This is a genomic window from Pseudomonas sp. B20(2017) (assembly GCF_002113125.1).
Lineage (GTDB): Bacteria > Pseudomonadota > Gammaproteobacteria > Pseudomonadales > Pseudomonadaceae > Aquipseudomonas.
This window is the reverse complement of the sequence record NZ_NEJP01000013.1, coordinates 204,425-220,504: the sequence shown is the minus strand read 5'-3', so window position 1 is coordinate 220,504 and position 16,080 is coordinate 204,425. Positions and strand designations below refer to the sequence as shown.

Below are 16,080 nucleotides of genomic sequence, written 5' to 3'. Positions count from 1 at the left end.
ATCGCCGATGGTAGTGTGGGGTTTCCCCATGTGAGAGTAGGTCATCGTCAAGATTAAATTCCGAAACCCCAATTGCGAAAGCAGTTGGGGTTTTGTTTTGCCCGCAGGAAAGTGGATTTTTTGAATTCTATGCAACGGCCCGGTGCATGGCTATTATTCGGGCCTCATTCAGAGGCGAGACCTGCATGCTGACGTTGTTGAATCTCCTGAAGGATGGTCGATTCCATTCCGGTCAGGCTTTGGGTGCTGCCCTGGGAGTTAGTCGAAGTGCGGTGTGGAAGCAGCTTCAACACCTGGAGGCTGAGCTTGGGTTGTCCATACATAAAGTTCGGGGACGGGGCTATCAATTAGCCTCACCATTGGCGTTGCTTGACTCGCTCAGGATAGAGGAAAGTCTTCCTGGCTGGTCTGTCAGTATCTTTGATTCCGTCGACTCTACTAATGCTGAATCGTTGCGCGCGGTGGACCGAGGGCGCACAGCTCCCTTTCTTGTACTGGCGGAGCGCCAAAGCTCAGGGCGGGGGCGCAGAGGTCGCAAATGGGTGAGTCCGTTTGCTGAAAACCTCTATTACAGCCTCGTGCTGCGCATTGATGGTGGGATGCGTCAGCTTGAGGGTCTGAGTCTTGTTGTCGGTCTCGCGGTTATGCAGGCCTTGCATGCGCTCGGGGTGCCAGGTGCAGGGCTGAAATGGCCTAATGATGTATTGGTCGGGCGAAAAAAAATCGCCGGGATCCTGTTGGAGCTGGTTGGTGATCCAGCAGACGTGTGTCATGTAGTGTTGGGAATAGGCATTAATGTGAACATGCAGGCGACAGATGAAGTTGATCAGTTATGGACTTCAATGCGTCTAGAGTCGGGTAAATCTTGTGATCGCAATATTCTGGCGGTTGAGCTGAGCAAGCAGCTGCAACTCTATTTGCAACGTCACCAATCAAGCGGCTTCTCTGCGCTTCAGGCGGAGTGGGAGGCGAGTCATTTGTGGCAAGGGCAGCCGGTTTCTCTCACCGCCGGTGTCAACCAGGTGGATGGTGTGGTGCTGGGAATCGACAATCAAGGCGCGCTTCGGCTGAAAGTAGATGGCGTGGAAAAAGTCTTTAGTGGTGGTGAGCTCAGCTTGAGGTTGCGTGATGATTCTTGAGCTCGATTGTGGAAACAGCTTTATCAAATGGCGTGTGCTGCGCGCTGAGGCGGGCGCCTTGATCGCGGAAGGTGTGGTTGACTCTGATGGGGCATTGATTGACGGTCTCCGATCGCTCGAGAAAATGTCTCTCGATAAATGTCGTCTTGTCAGCGTAAGAACTGAAGATGAGACCAATTTGCTGATTGGCCTGCTCAAGCATGAGTTCGGCATTTCCGTTGTCTGTGCGGCGCCCGCTCGCGAGATGTCCGGCGTAAAGAATGGTTATGACGATTATGATCGCCTTGGCCTTGATCGCTGGTTGGCAATGCTTGGTGGTTTTCACTTGGCTAAAGGGGCTTGTCTGGTTCTTGATTTTGGCACTGCGGTGACTGCTGATTTCATCTCGGCGGACGGTGAGCATCTCGGAGGCTTCATTTGTCCTGGCATGCCACTGATGCGTAATCAGTTGCGTACCCATACTCGAAAAATTCGATACGGAGATCTCGCGGCGGAGCGGGCATTGACGAGTCACACGCCGGGACGCAATACAGCTGAGGCTGTCGAGCGTGGCTGTTTGTTGATGCTCAGAGGATTCGTGTTGACGCAGCTGGAGATGGCGCGTGCCTACTGGGGTGATAACTACAGTGTCTTCATTACAGGTGGTGATGCCGGGCTGGTCTCGGATGTCGCACCTGAGGCTCGGGTTGTTTCCGATTTGGTATTCGTGGGTTTGGCTATGGCGTGTCCTTTGTCCTGAGGTTTGTATGCGTTGGTTGTTCCTTCTGCTTCTGGTACTCAATGTGTTTTATTACGTCTGGCATCAGCAGGAAGCCCCGCTACGCGCAAAGGATGTCACGCCGCTCAATCTCTATCGTGGCTCGCAGCAGGATATTCGTTTGCTGAGCGAGGCTGGGGGTGATGCTTCCCGCGAAAAAGGGAGTGGGGGAAAGCTTGATGGGCAGTGCTTATATGTAGGTGGTTTGGCGCGCCCTGAGTCCGCCCAGATGTTGGAGCAGCGTTTGGCGGAGCTTGGAGCAAAAGTTCTACCCTCGTCAAAAGAGTCTTCCGGCGGCTTGTATTGGTTCCAGATTGCGCCCGAAACCCAGCGTTTGTTGAGTGATGCTCAGCTGCAAAACCTTTCTAAGGAATTCAATGAGTTAAAACATAAAATAATGCTGTGCGAGGGGGTTGCACCTACTGAGTAGTTTGCATAGAATAGCGCCCGCTCCACAGCGAAGACCTGAAAAGGTCACTGCGGCGGGGTGATGTCAATGCAGCTAACCTCATGTTTTTTAAATGAGAAAATGCTTGACAGGGGTTTGGCATAGTATAGAATGCCGGCCTGATTAGGAGGGGTTCCCGAGCGGCCAAAGGGATCAGACTGTAAATCTGACGTCTACGACTTCGAAGGTTCGAATCCTTCTCCCTCCACCAGATTTTAGCGTGAGCTGCAGGCTCCGCGGGTATAGTTTAGTGGTAGAACCTCAGCCTTCCAAGCTGATGATGCGGGTTCGATTCCCGCTACCCGCTCCAAGTTTGCAGGTTGTGCAAAGCGTTACGCTCTTGTAGCTCAGTTGGTAGAGCACACCCTTGGTAAGGGTGAGGTCAGCGGTTCAAGTCCGCTCAAGAGCTCCATATGACAAGGCAGATATGAAAATATCTGCCTTTGTTTTAATGGCTTGTGTTGTTTGCTCAATTTCTTCTGTTAGGGGTGATATCGATGGCTAAGGAAAAATTTGATCGTTCCCTGCCGCACGTCAACGTTGGCACCATCGGTCACGTAGACCACGGTAAAACCACGCTGACCGCTGCTCTGACTCGCGTCTGCTCCGAAGTTTTCGGTTCGGCCGTAGTTGAATTCGATAAGATCGACAGCGCTCCAGAAGAAAAAGCTCGCGGTATCACCATCAACACCGCGCACGTTGAGTACAACTCGAACATTCGTCACTACGCTCACGTTGACTGCCCAGGTCACGCTGACTACGTGAAGAACATGATCACCGGTGCTGCCCAGATGGACGGCGCGATCCTGGTTTGCTCGGCTGCCGATGGTCCGATGCCACAAACTCGTGAGCACATCCTGCTGTCCCGTCAGGTAGGCGTTCCGTACATCGTGGTTTTCCTGAACAAGGCTGACCTGGTAGACGACGCTGAGCTGCTGGAACTGGTTGAGATGGAAGTTCGCGACCTGCTGTCCACCTACGACTTCCCAGGCGACGACACTCCGATCATCATCGGTTCGGCTCGTATGGCGCTGGAAGGCAAAGACGACAACGAAATGGGCACCACCGCTGTCAAGAGGCTGGTGGAAACTCTGGACAGCTACATCCCAGAGCCAGAGCGTGCTATCGACAAGCCGTTCCTGATGCCAATCGAAGACGTGTTCTCGATTTCGGGTCGCGGTACTGTTGTGACCGGTCGTATCGAGCGCGGTATCGTTCGCGTTCAGGATCCGCTGGAGATCGTTGGTCTGCGTGACACCACCACCACCACCTGCACCGGTGTTGAGATGTTCCGCAAGCTGCTGGACGAAGGTCGTGCGGGCGAGAACTGCGGCGTTCTGCTGCGTGGTACCAAGCGTGACGACGTTGAGCGTGGTCAGGTTCTGGTTAAGCCGGGTTCGGTTAAGCCGCACACCAAGTTCACCGCAGAAGTTTACGTTCTGAGCAAGGAAGAAGGCGGTCGTCACACTCCGTTCTTCAAAGGCTACCGTCCACAGTTCTACTTCCGTACTACTGACGTGACTGGTAACTGCGAGCTGCCAGAAGGCGTTGAAATGGTAATGCCAGGTGACAACATTCAAATGACTGTTACCCTGATCAAAACCATCGCGATGGAAGACGGTCTGCGTTTCGCAATCCGTGAAGGCGGCCGTACCGTTGGTGCTGGTGTCGTTGCCAAGATCATCGAGTAAACAGTTGTAATGTCTTTTTCGGGCCGGCATAATGGTCGGCCTGATTTTGTTTTAGGTCAGTAGCTCAATTGGCAGAGCGACGGTCTCCAAAACCGTAGGTTGGGGGTTCGATTCCCTCCTGACCTGCCAGATTCACTCGGTGTGTCTGGCTTTCTTTTCACAGGATCTTCATAGATGACTCCTAAAGCTGAAGCTCAAGGCTCTCGCTTCGATTTGCTCAAGTGGCTGGTAGTGGTCGCTTTGGTAATTGTTGGCGTTGTCGGCAATCAGTATTACGCTGCTTCGCCGATCCTGTACCGTGTACTCGCATTGCTTGTCATTGCTGCTGTAGCTGCCTTTGTAGGCCTGCAGACTGCCAAGGGCAAGTCTTTCTTTGTACTGGTTAAGGAAGCTCGCACCGAGATTCGTAAAGTCGTTTGGCCAACTCGCCAAGAAACCACGCAGACCACGCTGATAGTTGTGGCTGTTGTCCTGGTTATGGCGTTGCTGTTGTGGGGGCTTGATTCCCTGCTCGGCTGGCTTGTTTCCTTGATTGTTGGCTAAGGGTGTCCCGTGGCTAAGCGTTGGTACGTTGTGCATGCTTACTCGGGTTACGAGAAGCATGTCATGCGTTCGTTGATCGAGCGCGTAAAGCTGGCTGGCATGGAAGATGGCTTCGGCGAAATTCTGGTTCCCACTGAAGAAGTGGTTGAAATGCGTAATGGCCAGAAACGCAAAAGCGAGCGCAAATTCTTCCCAGGTTATGTGCTGGTCCAGATGGATATGAACGAGGGTACTTGGCACTTGGTCAAGGATACTCCTCGGGTGATGGGTTTTATTGGCGGTACTGCTGATAAGCCGGCACCAATCACCGATAAAGAAGCTGAGGCGATTCTGCGTCGCGTTGCCGATGGTAGCGACAAGCCGAAGCCGAAGACGCTGTTTGAGCCGGGCGAAACCGTTCGCGTCAATGACGGGCCGTTCGCTGACTTTAACGGTGTTGTCGAAGAAGTTAACTACGAAAAGAGCCGGATCCAAGTGGCAGTGCTTATTTTCGGACGCTCTACTCCGGTAGAGTTGGAGTTCAGTCAGGTCGAAAAGGTCTAACTGAACAAGCATCCCAACCCCGCAGCCCTAGGCTGTGGGGTTTTGTCGTCACTGGGATAAACGCGCAAGTAACCGGGGAGCCTTTCGAGGCGTTCGAACCCGTAATTGGAGTGCCTCATGGCCAAGAAGATTACCGCTTACATCAAGCTGCAAGTGAAGGCCGCTCAGGCTAACCCAAGCCCACCTGTTGGTCCTGCTTTGGGTCAGCACGGCGTGAACATCATGGAATTCTGCAAAGCTTTCAACGCCCGTACCCAGGGTCTGGAAGCTGGTCTGCCGACTCCAGTGATCATCACTGTCTACAGCGACCGTAGCTTCACTTTCGAAACCAAATCCACCCCTGCTTCGGTTCTGCTGAAGAAGGCGGCCGGTCTGACCAGCGGTTCCGCTCGTCCGAACACCGTTAAGGTTGGCACTGTTACCCGTGCTCAGCTGGAAGAAATCGCGAAAACCAAAAACGCGGATCTGACTGCAGCTGATATGGATGCAGCCGTGCGCACTATCGCCGGTTCTGCTCGTAGCATGGGCCTTAACGTGGAGGGTGTGTAATGGCTAAGCTGACCAAGCGCCAAAAGGCTATCGCTGAAAAAATCGAAGCGGGCAAGTCCTACAACTTCGAAGAGGCCGCAACTCTGCTGGCTTCGCTGCCAGCTGCCAAATTCGTCGAGTCGTTCGACGTAGCTGTAAACCTGGGTGTAGACCCGCGTAAATCCGACCAGGTCGTTCGTAGCGCTACTGTGCTGCCGCACGGCACTGGCAAGACTGTTCGCGTTGCTGTTTTCACCCAGGGTCCAGCTGCTGAGGCCGCTCTGGCTGCAGGCGCTGACCGTGTAGGTATGGACGAGCTGGCTGCAGAAATGAAAGGCGGCGACCTGAACTATGACGTAGTGATCGCGTCCCCGGATGCAATGCGCGTTGTAGGTCAACTGGGTCAGATCCTTGGTCCACGTGGTCTGATGCCTAACCCGAAAGTCGGCACTGTTACCCCAGACGTCGCTACCGCGGTTAAAAATGCCAAGGCTGGTCAGGTTCGTTATCGCACCGACAAAAACGGCATCATCCACACTTCCGTTGGCAAGATCGGCTTCGATGCCGTCAAGCTGAAGGAAAACGTTGAAGCTCTGATCGCTGATCTGAAGCGTATCAAGCCAGCTTCTTCGAAAGGTATCTACGTCAAGCGCGTTACCCTGAGCACCACTATGGGCCCAGGTCTGGTTATCGACCAGAGCTCGCTGGACGCTTAAGACAAAAATTGGCGCAGTTGACTGCGCCAATTGAAAGATTGGGGTCCCTGCCTGGCGGGGGCTATCCAAGACCGTAGGCGACGCAAGTCTTAAACCTCAAGCCTACGCAGATGGTGCTCCCGGTTCCTTACCGAATCAGACACCAAAACGACATTCGGTTCCGATCGAATGAAACGGTAACAAGCAGGAGTTAAACCCGTGGCAATTAATCTCGAAGACAAGAAGGCCATCGTCGCTGAAGTCAACGAGGCTGCCAAAGTCGCTCTGTCCGCTGTCGTGGTTGATGCCCGTGGCGTAACAGTAGGCGCAATGACCGGACTCCGTAAAGAGGCTCGTGAAGCTGGCGTTTACGTACGTGTTGTACGTAACACCCTGCTCAAGCGCGCTGTTGCTGACACTCCTTACAGTGTCCTCAACGACGTGTTCACCGGCCCGACCCTGATTGCATTCTCCAACGAACACCCGGGCGCTGCTGCTCGTCTGTTCAAGGAATTTGCCAAGGGTCAGGATAAGTTCGAGATCAAGGCAGCTTCGTTCGAGGGCAAGTTCCTCGCAGCGAATGAGATCGACGTGCTGGCAAGCCTGCCAACTCGCGACGAAGCTATTGCGAAACTGATGAGCGTGATTCAAGGCGCTACCAGCAAGCTGGCTCGTACTCTGGCGGCAATTCGCGATCAGAAAGAAGCGGCTGCAGCCTGAGGCTGAGCGTTTCCACTCTCGCGTATTTTTGTTTATTTCGACGGCCGTACAGGCTGTCCACCAAATCAGGAATTGAGTCATGTCTCTGACTAACGAACAAATCATCGAAGCAATCGGCCAGAAAACCGTTCTGGAAGTTGTTGAGCTGATCAAAGCAATGGAAGAAACCTTCGGCGTGACCGCTGCTGTTGCTGCTGCTGGTCCAGCTGCTGCTGCCGCTGTTGTTGAAGAGCAAACCGAGTTCAACGTTGTTCTGGTTGAAGCCGGCGACAAGAAAGTAAACGTGATCAAGGCAGTTCGTGAGCTGACTGGTCTGGGCCTGAAAGAAGCCAAAGAGAAAGTCGACGGCGCTCCTCAGGTTGTAGCTGAAGGCGTTTCGAAAGAAGCTGCTGAAGACGCTAAGAAGAAGCTGGAAGAAGCAGGCGCTAAAGTCGAGCTGAAGTAAGCATCGACTTTGCTCCTCCAGCCCGAGCGTCAAGCGACAGGCTGATGGCTGGTGGCTCTTGCCACCGGCCTTTTTCCGTTATTGGCAGCCGACTGGGTCGGTGCCGATAGCGAGCTGTAACCACCCGATGTGGTGGCGCAAACCATGGGGTTTGCACGATTTTCTGGCTGCTCCCGTCGGGAGGGGCCAAACAAGCAGGTGACCAAGCTGGGGAACGCTGATGGCTTACTCATATACTGAGAAAAAACGTATCCGCAAGGACTTTAGCAAGTTGCCGGACGTCATGGATGTGCCTTACCTCCTGGCCATCCAGCTGGATTCGTATCGTGAATTCTTGCAAGCGGGAGCGACTAAAGATCAGTTCCGCGACGTGGGCCTGCATGCGGCCTTCAAATCCGTTTTCCCGATCATCAGCTACTCCGGCAATGCTGCGCTGGAGTACGTCGGTTATCGCCTGGGCGAACCGGCATTTGATGTCAAAGAATGCGTATTGCGCGGTGTAACTTTCGCCGTACCTTTGCGGGTAAAAGTGCGCCTGATCATTTTCGACAAAGAATCGTCGAACAAAGCGATCAAGGACATCAAAGAGCAAGAAGTCTACATGGGCGAAATCCCATTGATGACTGAGAACGGTACCTTCGTAATCAACGGTACCGAGCGTGTTATCGTTTCCCAGCTGCACCGTTCCCCGGGCGTGTTCTTCGACCACGACCGTGGCAAGACGCACAGCTCCGGCAAACTGTTGTACTCCGCGCGCATCATTCCATACCGCGGTTCGTGGCTGGACTTCGAGTTCGACCCGAAAGACTGCGTATTCGTACGTATCGACCGTCGTCGCAAGCTGCCGGCTTCGGTACTGCTGCGTGCCCTCGGCTATACCACCGAAGAAGTGCTGGACGCGTTTTACACCACCAACGTATTCCACGTTAAAGGCGAGAGCCTGAGCCTGGAACTGGTGCCTCAGCGCCTGCGTGGTGAAGTTGCGGTCCTTGATATCCAGGATGGCAACGGCAAGGTGATCGTCGAGCAAGGCCGTCGTATTACTGCCCGTCACATCAACCAGCTGGAAAAAGCCGGGATCAAAGAGCTGGACGTGCCTCTGGACTACGTCCTGGGTCGCACCACCGCCAAGGTCATCGTGCATCCGGCAACCGGCGAAATCCTGGCTGAGTGCAATACCGAGCTGTCGACTGAAGTCCTGGCGAAAATCGCCAAGGCCGGTGTCGTTCGTATCGAAACTCTGTACACCAACGATATCGACTGCGGTCCGTTCGTTTCCGACACGCTGAAGATCGACTCCACCAGCAACCAATTGGAAGCGCTGGTCGAGATCTATCGCATGATGCGTCCAGGCGAGCCTCCAACCAAAGACGCTGCCGAAACCCTGTTCAACAACCTGTTCTTCAGTCCTGAGCGTTACGACCTGTCTGCAGTCGGCCGGATGAAGTTCAACCGTCGTATCGGTCGTACCGAGATCGAAGGTTCGGGCGTGCTGTGCAAGGAAGACATTGTCGCGGTACTGAAGACTCTGGTCGACATCCGTAACGGTAAAGGCATTGTCGATGACATCGACCACCTGGGTAACCGTCGTGTTCGCTGCGTAGGCGAAATGGCCGAGAACCAGTTCCGCGTTGGCCTGGTACGTGTTGAGCGTGCGGTCAAAGAGCGTCTGTCGATGGCTGAAAGCGAAGGCCTGATGCCGCAAGACCTGATCAACGCCAAGCCAGTGGCTGCGGCGGTGAAAGAGTTCTTCGGTTCCAGCCAGCTGTCGCAGTTCATGGACCAGAACAACCCGCTGTCCGAGATTACCCACAAGCGTCGTGTCTCCGCACTCGGCCCTGGCGGTCTGACTCGTGAGCGCGCGGGCTTCGAAGTTCGTGACGTACACCCGACTCACTACGGTCGTGTCTGCCCGATTGAAACGCCGGAAGGTCCGAACATCGGTCTGATCAACTCCCTGGCAGCTTACGCTCGCACCAACCAGTACGGCTTCCTCGAGAGCCCGTATCGCGTGGTGAAAGAGGGTGTGGTCACCGACGAGATCGTGTTCCTGTCCGCTATTGAAGAAGCCGATCACGTGATCGCGCAGGCTTCGGCGACCATGAACGATCAGAAAGTCCTGATCGACGAGCTGGTAGCCGTGCGTCACCTGAACGAATTCACCGTCAAGGCGCCTGAAGAAGTCACCCTGATGGACGTTTCGCCGAAGCAGGTAGTTTCGGTTGCAGCGTCGCTGATTCCGTTCCTCGAGCACGACGACGCCAACCGTGCGCTGATGGGTTCGAACATGCAGCGTCAGGCTGTACCAACCCTGCGTGCCGACAAGCCGCTGGTCGGTACCGGCATGGAACGTAACGTGGCTCGCGACTCCGGCGTTTGCGTCGTGGCTCGTCGTGGCGGCGTGATCGATTCCGTTGATGCCAGCCGTATCGTGGTTCGTGTTGCCGATGACGAAGTTGAAACCGGCGAAGCCGGCGTCGACATCTACAACCTGACCAAGTACACCCGCTCGAACCAGAACACCTGCATCAACCAGCGTCCGCTGGTGAGCAAGGGTGATCGTGTTCAGCGTGGCGACATCATGGCCGACGGTCCGTCCACCGACATGGGTGAACTGGCTCTGGGTCAAAACATGCGCATCGCGTTCATGGCATGGAACGGCTTCAACTTCGAAGACTCCATCTGTCTGTCCGAGCGTGTGGTTCAGGAAGACCGCTTCACCACGATCCATATCCAGGAACTGACCTGTGTGGCTCGTGACACCAAGCTTGGCCCAGAGGAAATCACTGCGGACATCCCGAACGTGGGTGAAGCTGCACTGAACAAGCTGGACGAAGCCGGTATCGTTTATGTAGGTGCCGAAGTCGGCCCGGGCGACATTCTGGTCGGTAAAGTCACTCCGAAAGGCGAGACTCAACTGACGCCGGAAGAAAAGCTGCTTCGCGCAATTTTCGGTGAGAAGGCCAGCGACGTTAAAGACACTTCCCTGCGCGTGCCGACCGGCACCAAAGGTACTGTCATCGACGTTCAGGTTTTCACCCGTGATGGCGTTGAGCGCGACAGCCGTGCCCTGTCGATCGAAAAGTCCCAACTGGACGAGATCCGCAAGGATCTGAACGAAGAGTTCCGCATTGTTGAAGGCGCGACCTTCGAGCGTCTGCGCTCCGCTCTGGTAGGCCACAAGGCCGAAGGCGGCGCGGGCCTGAAGAAAGGTCAGGACATCACCGACGAAGTACTCGACGGTCTTGAGCATGGTCAGTGGTTCAAACTGCGCATGGCTGAAGATGCTCTGAACGAGCAGCTCGAGAAGGCTCAGGCCTACATCGTCGATCGTCGCCGTCTGCTGGACGACAAGTTCGAAGACAAGAAGCGCAAACTGCAGCAGGGCGATGACCTGGCTCCAGGCGTGCTGAAAATCGTCAAGGTTTACCTGGCAATCCGTCGTCGCATCCAGCCGGGCGACAAGATGGCCGGTCGTCACGGTAACAAAGGTGTGGTCTCCGTGATCATGCCGGTTGAAGACATGCCGCACGATGCCAATGGCACCCCGGTCGACGTGGTCCTCAACCCACTGGGCGTACCTTCGCGTATGAACGTTGGTCAGATCCTTGAAACCCACCTGGGCCTCGCGGCCAAAGGTCTGGGCGAGAAGATCAACCGGATGGTCGAAGAGCAGCGCAAAGTCGCTGAACTGCGTACCTTCCTGGACGAGATCTACAACCAGATCGGCGGTCGTAACGAAGATCTGGACAGCTTCTCCGATCAGGAAATCCTGGATCTGGCGAAGAACCTGCGTGGCGGCGTTCCAATGGCCACTCCAGTGTTCGACGGTGCCAAGGAAAGCGAAATCAAGGCCATGCTGAAACTGGCAGACCTGCCAGAAAGCGGCCAGATGCAGCTGACCGACGGCCGTACCGGCAACAAGTTCGAGCGTCCAGTTACCGTTGGCTACATGTACATGCTGAAGCTGAACCACTTGGTAGACGACAAGATGCACGCGCGTTCTACCGGTTCGTACAGCCTGGTTACCCAGCAACCGCTGGGTGGTAAGGCGCAGTTCGGTGGTCAGCGTTTCGGGGAGATGGAGGTCTGGGCACTGGAAGCATACGGTGCTGCTTACACTCTGCAAGAAATGCTCACAGTGAAGTCGGACGATGTGAACGGCCGTACCAAGATGTACAAAAACATCGTGGATGGCGATCACCGTATGGAGCCGGGCATGCCCGAGTCCTTCAACGTGTTGATCAAGGAAATTCGTTCCCTCGGCATCGATATCGATCTGGAAACCGAATAACACGTGACGCGATCGAGAGCGGGGCAGGATTGCCCGCTCTCTGCTCCGCCAGGAGGAAAGGCCTTGAAAGACCTACTGAATTTGCTGAAAAACCAGGGTCAAGTCGAAGAGTTCGACGCCATCCGTATCGGATTGGCCTCGCCTGAGATGATCCGCTCGTGGTCGTTCGGTGAAGTTAAAAAGCCGGAAACCATCAACTACCGTACGTTCAAACCTGAGCGTGACGGTCTGTTCTGCGCCAAGATCTTTGGCCCGGTAAAGGATTACGAGTGCCTGTGCGGTAAGTACAAGCGCTTGAAGCACCGTGGTGTGATCTGCGAGAAGTGCGGCGTTGAAGTTGCGCTGGCCAAGGTTCGTCGTGAGCGCATGGCGCACATCGAACTGGCTTCGCCGGTTGCCCACATCTGGTTCCTGAAATCGCTGCCGTCCCGTATCGGCCTGCTGATGGACATGACCCTGCGTGATATCGAGCGCGTTCTCTACTTCGAGAGCTATGTCGTTATCGACCCGGGCATGACCACTCTTGAAAAAGGTCAGCTGCTGAACGATGAGCAGTACTTCGAAGCGCTGGAAGAGTTCGGTGACGATTTCGACGCCCGCATGGGTGCCGAAGCTGTCCGCGAACTGCTGCACGCTATCGACCTGGAACACGAGATTGGCCGTCTGCGTGAAGAAATTCCGCAAACCAACTCTGAAACCAAAATCAAGAAGCTGTCCAAGCGTCTGAAGTTGATGGAAGCCTTCCAGGGTTCCGGCAACCTGCCAGAGTGGATGGTGCTGACCGTTCTGCCGGTTCTGCCGCCAGATCTGCGTCCACTGGTCCCGCTGGATGGCGGTCGTTTCGCGACTTCCGACCTCAACGATCTGTATCGTCGAGTGATCAACCGTAACAACCGTTTGAAGCGCCTGCTGGATCTGTCCGCTCCGGACATCATCGTGCGCAACGAAAAGCGTATGTTGCAGGAAGCTGTCGATGCACTGCTCGACAACGGTCGTCGTGGTCGCGCTATCACCGGTTCGAACAAGCGTCCTCTGAAATCCCTGGCTGACATGATCAAGGGTAAGCAAGGTCGCTTCCGTCAGAACTTGCTCGGTAAGCGTGTTGACTACTCCGGTCGTTCGGTAATTACCGTAGGTCCGACCCTGCGTCTGCACCAGTGCGGTCTGCCGAAGAAGATGGCTCTCGAGCTGTTCAAACCGTTCATTTTCGGCAAGCTGGAAATGCGTGGTCTGGCGACCACCATCAAAGCGGCCAAGAAAATGGTCGAGCGCGAGCTGCCAGAGGTTTGGGACGTTCTCGCTGAAGTGATTCGCGAACACCCGGTTCTTCTTAACCGTGCACCGACCCTTCACCGTCTGGGTATCCAGGCGTTTGAACCGGTACTGATCGAAGGTAAGGCTATCCAGCTGCACCCGCTGGTCTGCGCCGCGTACAACGCCGACTTCGACGGCGACCAAATGGCCGTACACGTACCGCTGACGCTGGAAGCCCAGCTCGAAGCGCGTGCGTTGATGATGTCGACTAACAACATTCTGTCGCCAGCCAACGGTGAGCCAATCATCGTTCCGTCGCAGGACGTTGTATTGGGTCTGTACTACATGACTCGTGAAGCGATCAACGCCAAGGGCGAAGGTCGTGTGTTCGCGGATCTGCAGGAAGTTGACCGTGTGTTCCGTGCCGGCGAAGCCGCACTGCACGCCAAGATCAAGGTTCGTATCAACGAAACCGTGAACGATCGTGACGGCAACAGCGTGAACAACACCCGTATCGTCGACACCACTGTCGGCCGTGCGCTGCTGTTCCAGGTTGTGCCAAAAGGTCTGTCGTTCGATGTCGTCAACCTGCCGATGAAGAAAAAGGCGATCTCCAAGCTGATCAACCAGTGCTACCGCGTGGTTGGTCTCAAAGAGACCGTGATCTTCGCTGACCAGTTGATGTACACCGGTTTTGCCTACTCGACCATTTCCGGCGTTTCCATCGGTGTTAACGACTTCGTTATCCCGGATGAAAAAGCCCGCATCATCGGTGCTGCCACCGACGAAGTGAAAGAGATTGAGAGCCAGTACGCCTCCGGCCTGGTAACCCAGGGCGAGAAGTACAACAAAGTGATCGACCTTTGGTCGAAAGCGAACGACGAAGTCTCCAAGGCGATGATGGCCAACCTCTCGAAAGAGAAAGTCATCGACCGTCACGGCGACGAAGTCGAGCAAGAATCGTTCAACTCGATGTACATGATGGCCGACTCGGGTGCGCGGGGTTCCGCGGCACAGATTCGTCAGCTGGCCGGTATGCGTGGTCTGATGGCCAAGCCGGACGGTTCCATCATTGAAACGCCGATTACTGCGAACTTCCGTGAAGGTTTGAGCGTACTCCAGTACTTCATCTCGACTCACGGTGCTCGTAAGGGTCTGGCGGATACCGCGTTGAAAACTGCGAACTCCGGTTACCTGACTCGTCGTCTGGTAGACGTGGCGCAGGATCTGGTCGTGACCGAGATCGATTGTGGCACCGAACACGGTCTGCTGATGACTCCGCACATTGAAGGCGGTGACGTTGTAGAGCCGTTGGGTGAGCGCGTATTGGGTCGTGTCATCGCCCGTGACGTATTCAAGCCGGGTACCGAGGACGTCATCGTTCCTGCTGGCACCCTGGTAGACGAGAAGTGGGTCGAGTTCATCGAGCTGAACAGCATCGACGAAGTGATCGTGCGTTCGCCGATCAGCTGCGAAACCCGCTACGGCATTTGCGCCAAGTGCTACGGCCGTGATCTGGCTCGTGGTCACCAGGTGAACATCGGTGAGTCGGTCGGCGTTATCGCTGCCCAGTCCATTGGTGAGCCGGGTACCCAGCTGACAATGCGTACGTTCCACATCGGTGGTGCGGCAAGCCGTACTTCCGCAGCCGACAGCGTTCAGGTGAAGAATGGCGGTACTGTCCGTCTGCACAACCTGAAACATGTTGAGCGTGTGGATGGCAACCTGGTTGCTGTGTCCCGTTCCGGTGAGCTGGCAATCGCTGACGACTTCGGTCGTGAGCGTGAGCGTTACAAGCTGCCGTACGGTGCCGTGATTTCGGTTAAAGAGGGTGACAAGGTCGACGCTGGCGCTATCGTGGCCAAGTGGGATCCGCACACTCACCCGATCGTTACCGAAATGAAAGGTACCGTGACCTACGTGGGCATGGAAGAAGGCATCACGATCAAGCGTCAGACTGACGAATTGACCGGTATGACCAACATTGAAGTGCTCGATCCGAAAGATCGTCCAGCTGCCGGCAAGGACATCCGTCCTGCTGTGAAGATGGTCGACGACAACGGCAAGGATCTGTTGCTGCCAGGCACTGACGTTATCGCTCAGTACTTCCTGCCAGCCAACGCCCTGGTCGGTGTTGCGGACGGTGCGAAGATTGCGATCGGTGATGTTATTGCTCGTATCCCGCAAGAGACTTCGAAGACTCGTGACATCACCGGTGGTCTGCCGCGTGTTGCCGACCTGTTCGAAGCCCGTCGTCCGAAAGAAGCGTCGATTCTGGCTGAAGTCAGCGGCACCATCGCGTTCGGTAAGGAAACCAAAGGCAAGCGCCGTCTGGTCATTACCCCGAACGACGGTAGCGATCCGTACGAAGAGCTGATTCCGAAGTGGCGTCACCTGAACGTGTTCGAAGGTGAGCAGGTAAACCGCGGCGAAGTTATCTCCGACGGTCCAAGCGATCCGCACGACATCCTGCGTCTGCTGGGTGTGAGCGCGCTGGCCAAGTACATCGTGAACGAGATCCAGGACGTTTACCGTCTGCAAGGCGTGAAGATCAACGACAAGCACATCGAGACCATCCTGCGTCAGATGCTGCGTAAAGTTGAGATCTCCGAGTCTGGCGACTCCAGCTTCATCAAGGGCGACCAGATGGAACTGACTCACGTTCTGGTAGAGAACGAGCGTCTGAACGCGGAAGACAAGTTTGTCTCCAAGTTCACTCGCGTTCTGCTGGGTATCACCAAGGCGTCGTTGTCGACCGAATCGTTCATCTCGGCGGCTTCCTTCCAGGAAACCACCCGCGTACTGACCGAAGCGGCCGTAACCGGCAAGCGCGATTATCTGCGCGGCCTGAAAGAAAACGTGGTCGTGGGTCGTCTGATCCCGGCTGGTACCGGTCTGGCTTATCACAGCGAGCGCAAGCGTCGTCGTGATGCAGACAAACCGTTGCGCGTAAGCGCCAGTGAAGTGGAAGCTGCACTGACCGAAGCGCTGAACTCGAGCGGTAACTGAGTTCTGCGAAAAAT

Annotated in this window: 12 protein-coding genes and 4 tRNA genes; all 16 read left to right on the top strand. The window is 55.4% G+C overall.

Features of this window, described 5'->3' with window-relative positions; all coding sequences use genetic code 11:
* The first annotated feature begins 185 nt into the window (after positions 1-185).
* The 16 genes from birA (at position 186) to rpoC (ending at position 16,066) form a co-directional block, all read left to right on the top strand.
* Positions 186-1,139 (top strand): bifunctional biotin--[acetyl-CoA-carboxylase] ligase/biotin operon repressor BirA, encoded by a 954-nt coding sequence (gene birA / locus CAF63_RS20130; RefSeq protein ID WP_085688081.1) that lies wholly within the window; start codon positions 186-188, stop codon positions 1,137-1,139.
* The gene (locus CAF63_RS20125) at positions 1,129-1,878 is read left to right on the top strand and encodes a pantothenate kinase (protein ID WP_085688080.1); all 750 of its coding nucleotides are present in this window, start codon (positions 1,129-1,131) and stop codon (positions 1,876-1,878) included. Before birA ends, CAF63_RS20125 begins: the two co-directional genes overlap by 11 nt.
* 7 nt (positions 1,879-1,885) lie before the next feature.
* Complete coding sequence (locus CAF63_RS20120; RefSeq protein ID WP_085688078.1) at positions 1,886-2,326, top strand: hypothetical protein; 441 nt, start codon at positions 1,886-1,888, stop codon at positions 2,324-2,326.
* A 144-nt stretch (positions 2,327-2,470) separates the two neighbouring features.
* A tRNA-Tyr gene (locus CAF63_RS20115) sits at positions 2,471-2,555 on the top strand.
* 25 nt (positions 2,556-2,580) lie between these two features.
* Positions 2,581-2,654: transfer RNA gene (locus tag CAF63_RS20110), tRNA-Gly, on the top strand.
* A gap of 26 nt (positions 2,655-2,680) precedes the next feature.
* Positions 2,681-2,756 (top strand) — tRNA-Thr (locus CAF63_RS20105).
* 85 nt (positions 2,757-2,841) lie between these two features.
* Positions 2,842-4,035: an elongation factor Tu gene (tuf, locus tag CAF63_RS20100; RefSeq protein WP_016497741.1), complete on the top strand. Its 1,194-nt coding sequence runs from the start codon at positions 2,842-2,844 to the stop codon at positions 4,033-4,035.
* Positions 4,036-4,088: 53 nt separating this feature from the next.
* Positions 4,089-4,164 (top strand) — tRNA-Trp (locus CAF63_RS20095).
* Between the two features lie 45 nt (positions 4,165-4,209).
* Positions 4,210-4,578, top strand: coding sequence for a preprotein translocase subunit SecE (gene secE, locus CAF63_RS20090; RefSeq protein WP_007957600.1), 369 nt, complete (start codon positions 4,210-4,212; stop codon positions 4,576-4,578).
* 9 nt (positions 4,579-4,587) lie between these two features.
* Entirely contained in the window at positions 4,588-5,121 is a 534-nt protein-coding gene (nusG, locus tag CAF63_RS20085; RefSeq protein WP_007957598.1) for a transcription termination/antitermination protein NusG, read from the top strand.
* A gap of 117 nt (positions 5,122-5,238) precedes the next feature.
* Entirely contained in the window at positions 5,239-5,670 is a 432-nt protein-coding gene (gene rplK / locus CAF63_RS20080; protein ID WP_003228756.1) for a 50S ribosomal protein L11, read from the top strand.
* Positions 5,670-6,365, top strand: a complete 696-nt coding sequence (gene rplA, locus CAF63_RS20075; protein ID WP_011336175.1) for a 50S ribosomal protein L1 — start codon at positions 5,670-5,672, stop codon at positions 6,363-6,365. Before rplK ends, rplA begins: the two co-directional genes overlap by 1 nt.
* Positions 6,366-6,563: 198 nt before the next feature.
* Entirely contained in the window at positions 6,564-7,064 is a 501-nt protein-coding gene (gene rplJ / locus CAF63_RS20070) for a 50S ribosomal protein L10 (protein ID WP_007957597.1), read from the top strand.
* A 79-nt stretch (positions 7,065-7,143) separates the two neighbouring features.
* Positions 7,144-7,509: a 50S ribosomal protein L7/L12 gene (gene rplL, locus CAF63_RS20065; protein ID WP_003255496.1), complete on the top strand. Its 366-nt coding sequence runs from the start codon at positions 7,144-7,146 to the stop codon at positions 7,507-7,509.
* 220 nt (positions 7,510-7,729) lie between these two features.
* Complete coding sequence (gene rpoB / locus CAF63_RS20060; RefSeq protein WP_085688076.1) at positions 7,730-11,803, top strand: DNA-directed RNA polymerase subunit beta; 4,074 nt, start codon at positions 7,730-7,732, stop codon at positions 11,801-11,803.
* 63 nt (positions 11,804-11,866) lie between these two features.
* The gene (gene rpoC, locus CAF63_RS20055; protein WP_085688074.1) at positions 11,867-16,066 is read left to right on the top strand and encodes a DNA-directed RNA polymerase subunit beta'; all 4,200 of its coding nucleotides are present in this window, start codon (positions 11,867-11,869) and stop codon (positions 16,064-16,066) included.
* The last annotated feature ends 14 nt before the right edge of the window (positions 16,067-16,080 follow it).

What these genes read in the sequence shown, in the direction of transcription:
- birA (WP_085688081.1), top strand. Translation starts at nt 186, where the DNA reads ATGCTGACGTTGTTGAATCTCCTGAAGGATGGTCGATTCCATTCCGGT.
- CAF63_RS20125 (WP_085688080.1), top strand. Translation starts at nt 1,129, where the DNA reads ATGATTCTTGAGCTCGATTGTGGAAACAGCTTTATCAAATGGCGTGTG.
- CAF63_RS20120 (WP_085688078.1), top strand. Translation starts at nt 1,886, where the DNA reads ATGCGTTGGTTGTTCCTTCTGCTTCTGGTACTCAATGTGTTTTATTAC.
- tuf (WP_016497741.1), top strand. Translation starts at nt 2,842, where the DNA reads ATGGCTAAGGAAAAATTTGATCGTTCCCTGCCGCACGTCAACGTTGGC.
- secE (WP_007957600.1), top strand. Translation starts at nt 4,210, where the DNA reads ATGACTCCTAAAGCTGAAGCTCAAGGCTCTCGCTTCGATTTGCTCAAG.
- rplK (WP_003228756.1), top strand. Translation starts at nt 5,239, where the DNA reads ATGGCCAAGAAGATTACCGCTTACATCAAGCTGCAAGTGAAGGCCGCT.
- rplA (WP_011336175.1), top strand. Translation starts at nt 5,670, where the DNA reads ATGGCTAAGCTGACCAAGCGCCAAAAGGCTATCGCTGAAAAAATCGAA.
- rplL (WP_003255496.1), top strand. Translation starts at nt 7,144, where the DNA reads ATGTCTCTGACTAACGAACAAATCATCGAAGCAATCGGCCAGAAAACC.
- rpoB (WP_085688076.1), top strand. Translation starts at nt 7,730, where the DNA reads ATGGCTTACTCATATACTGAGAAAAAACGTATCCGCAAGGACTTTAGC.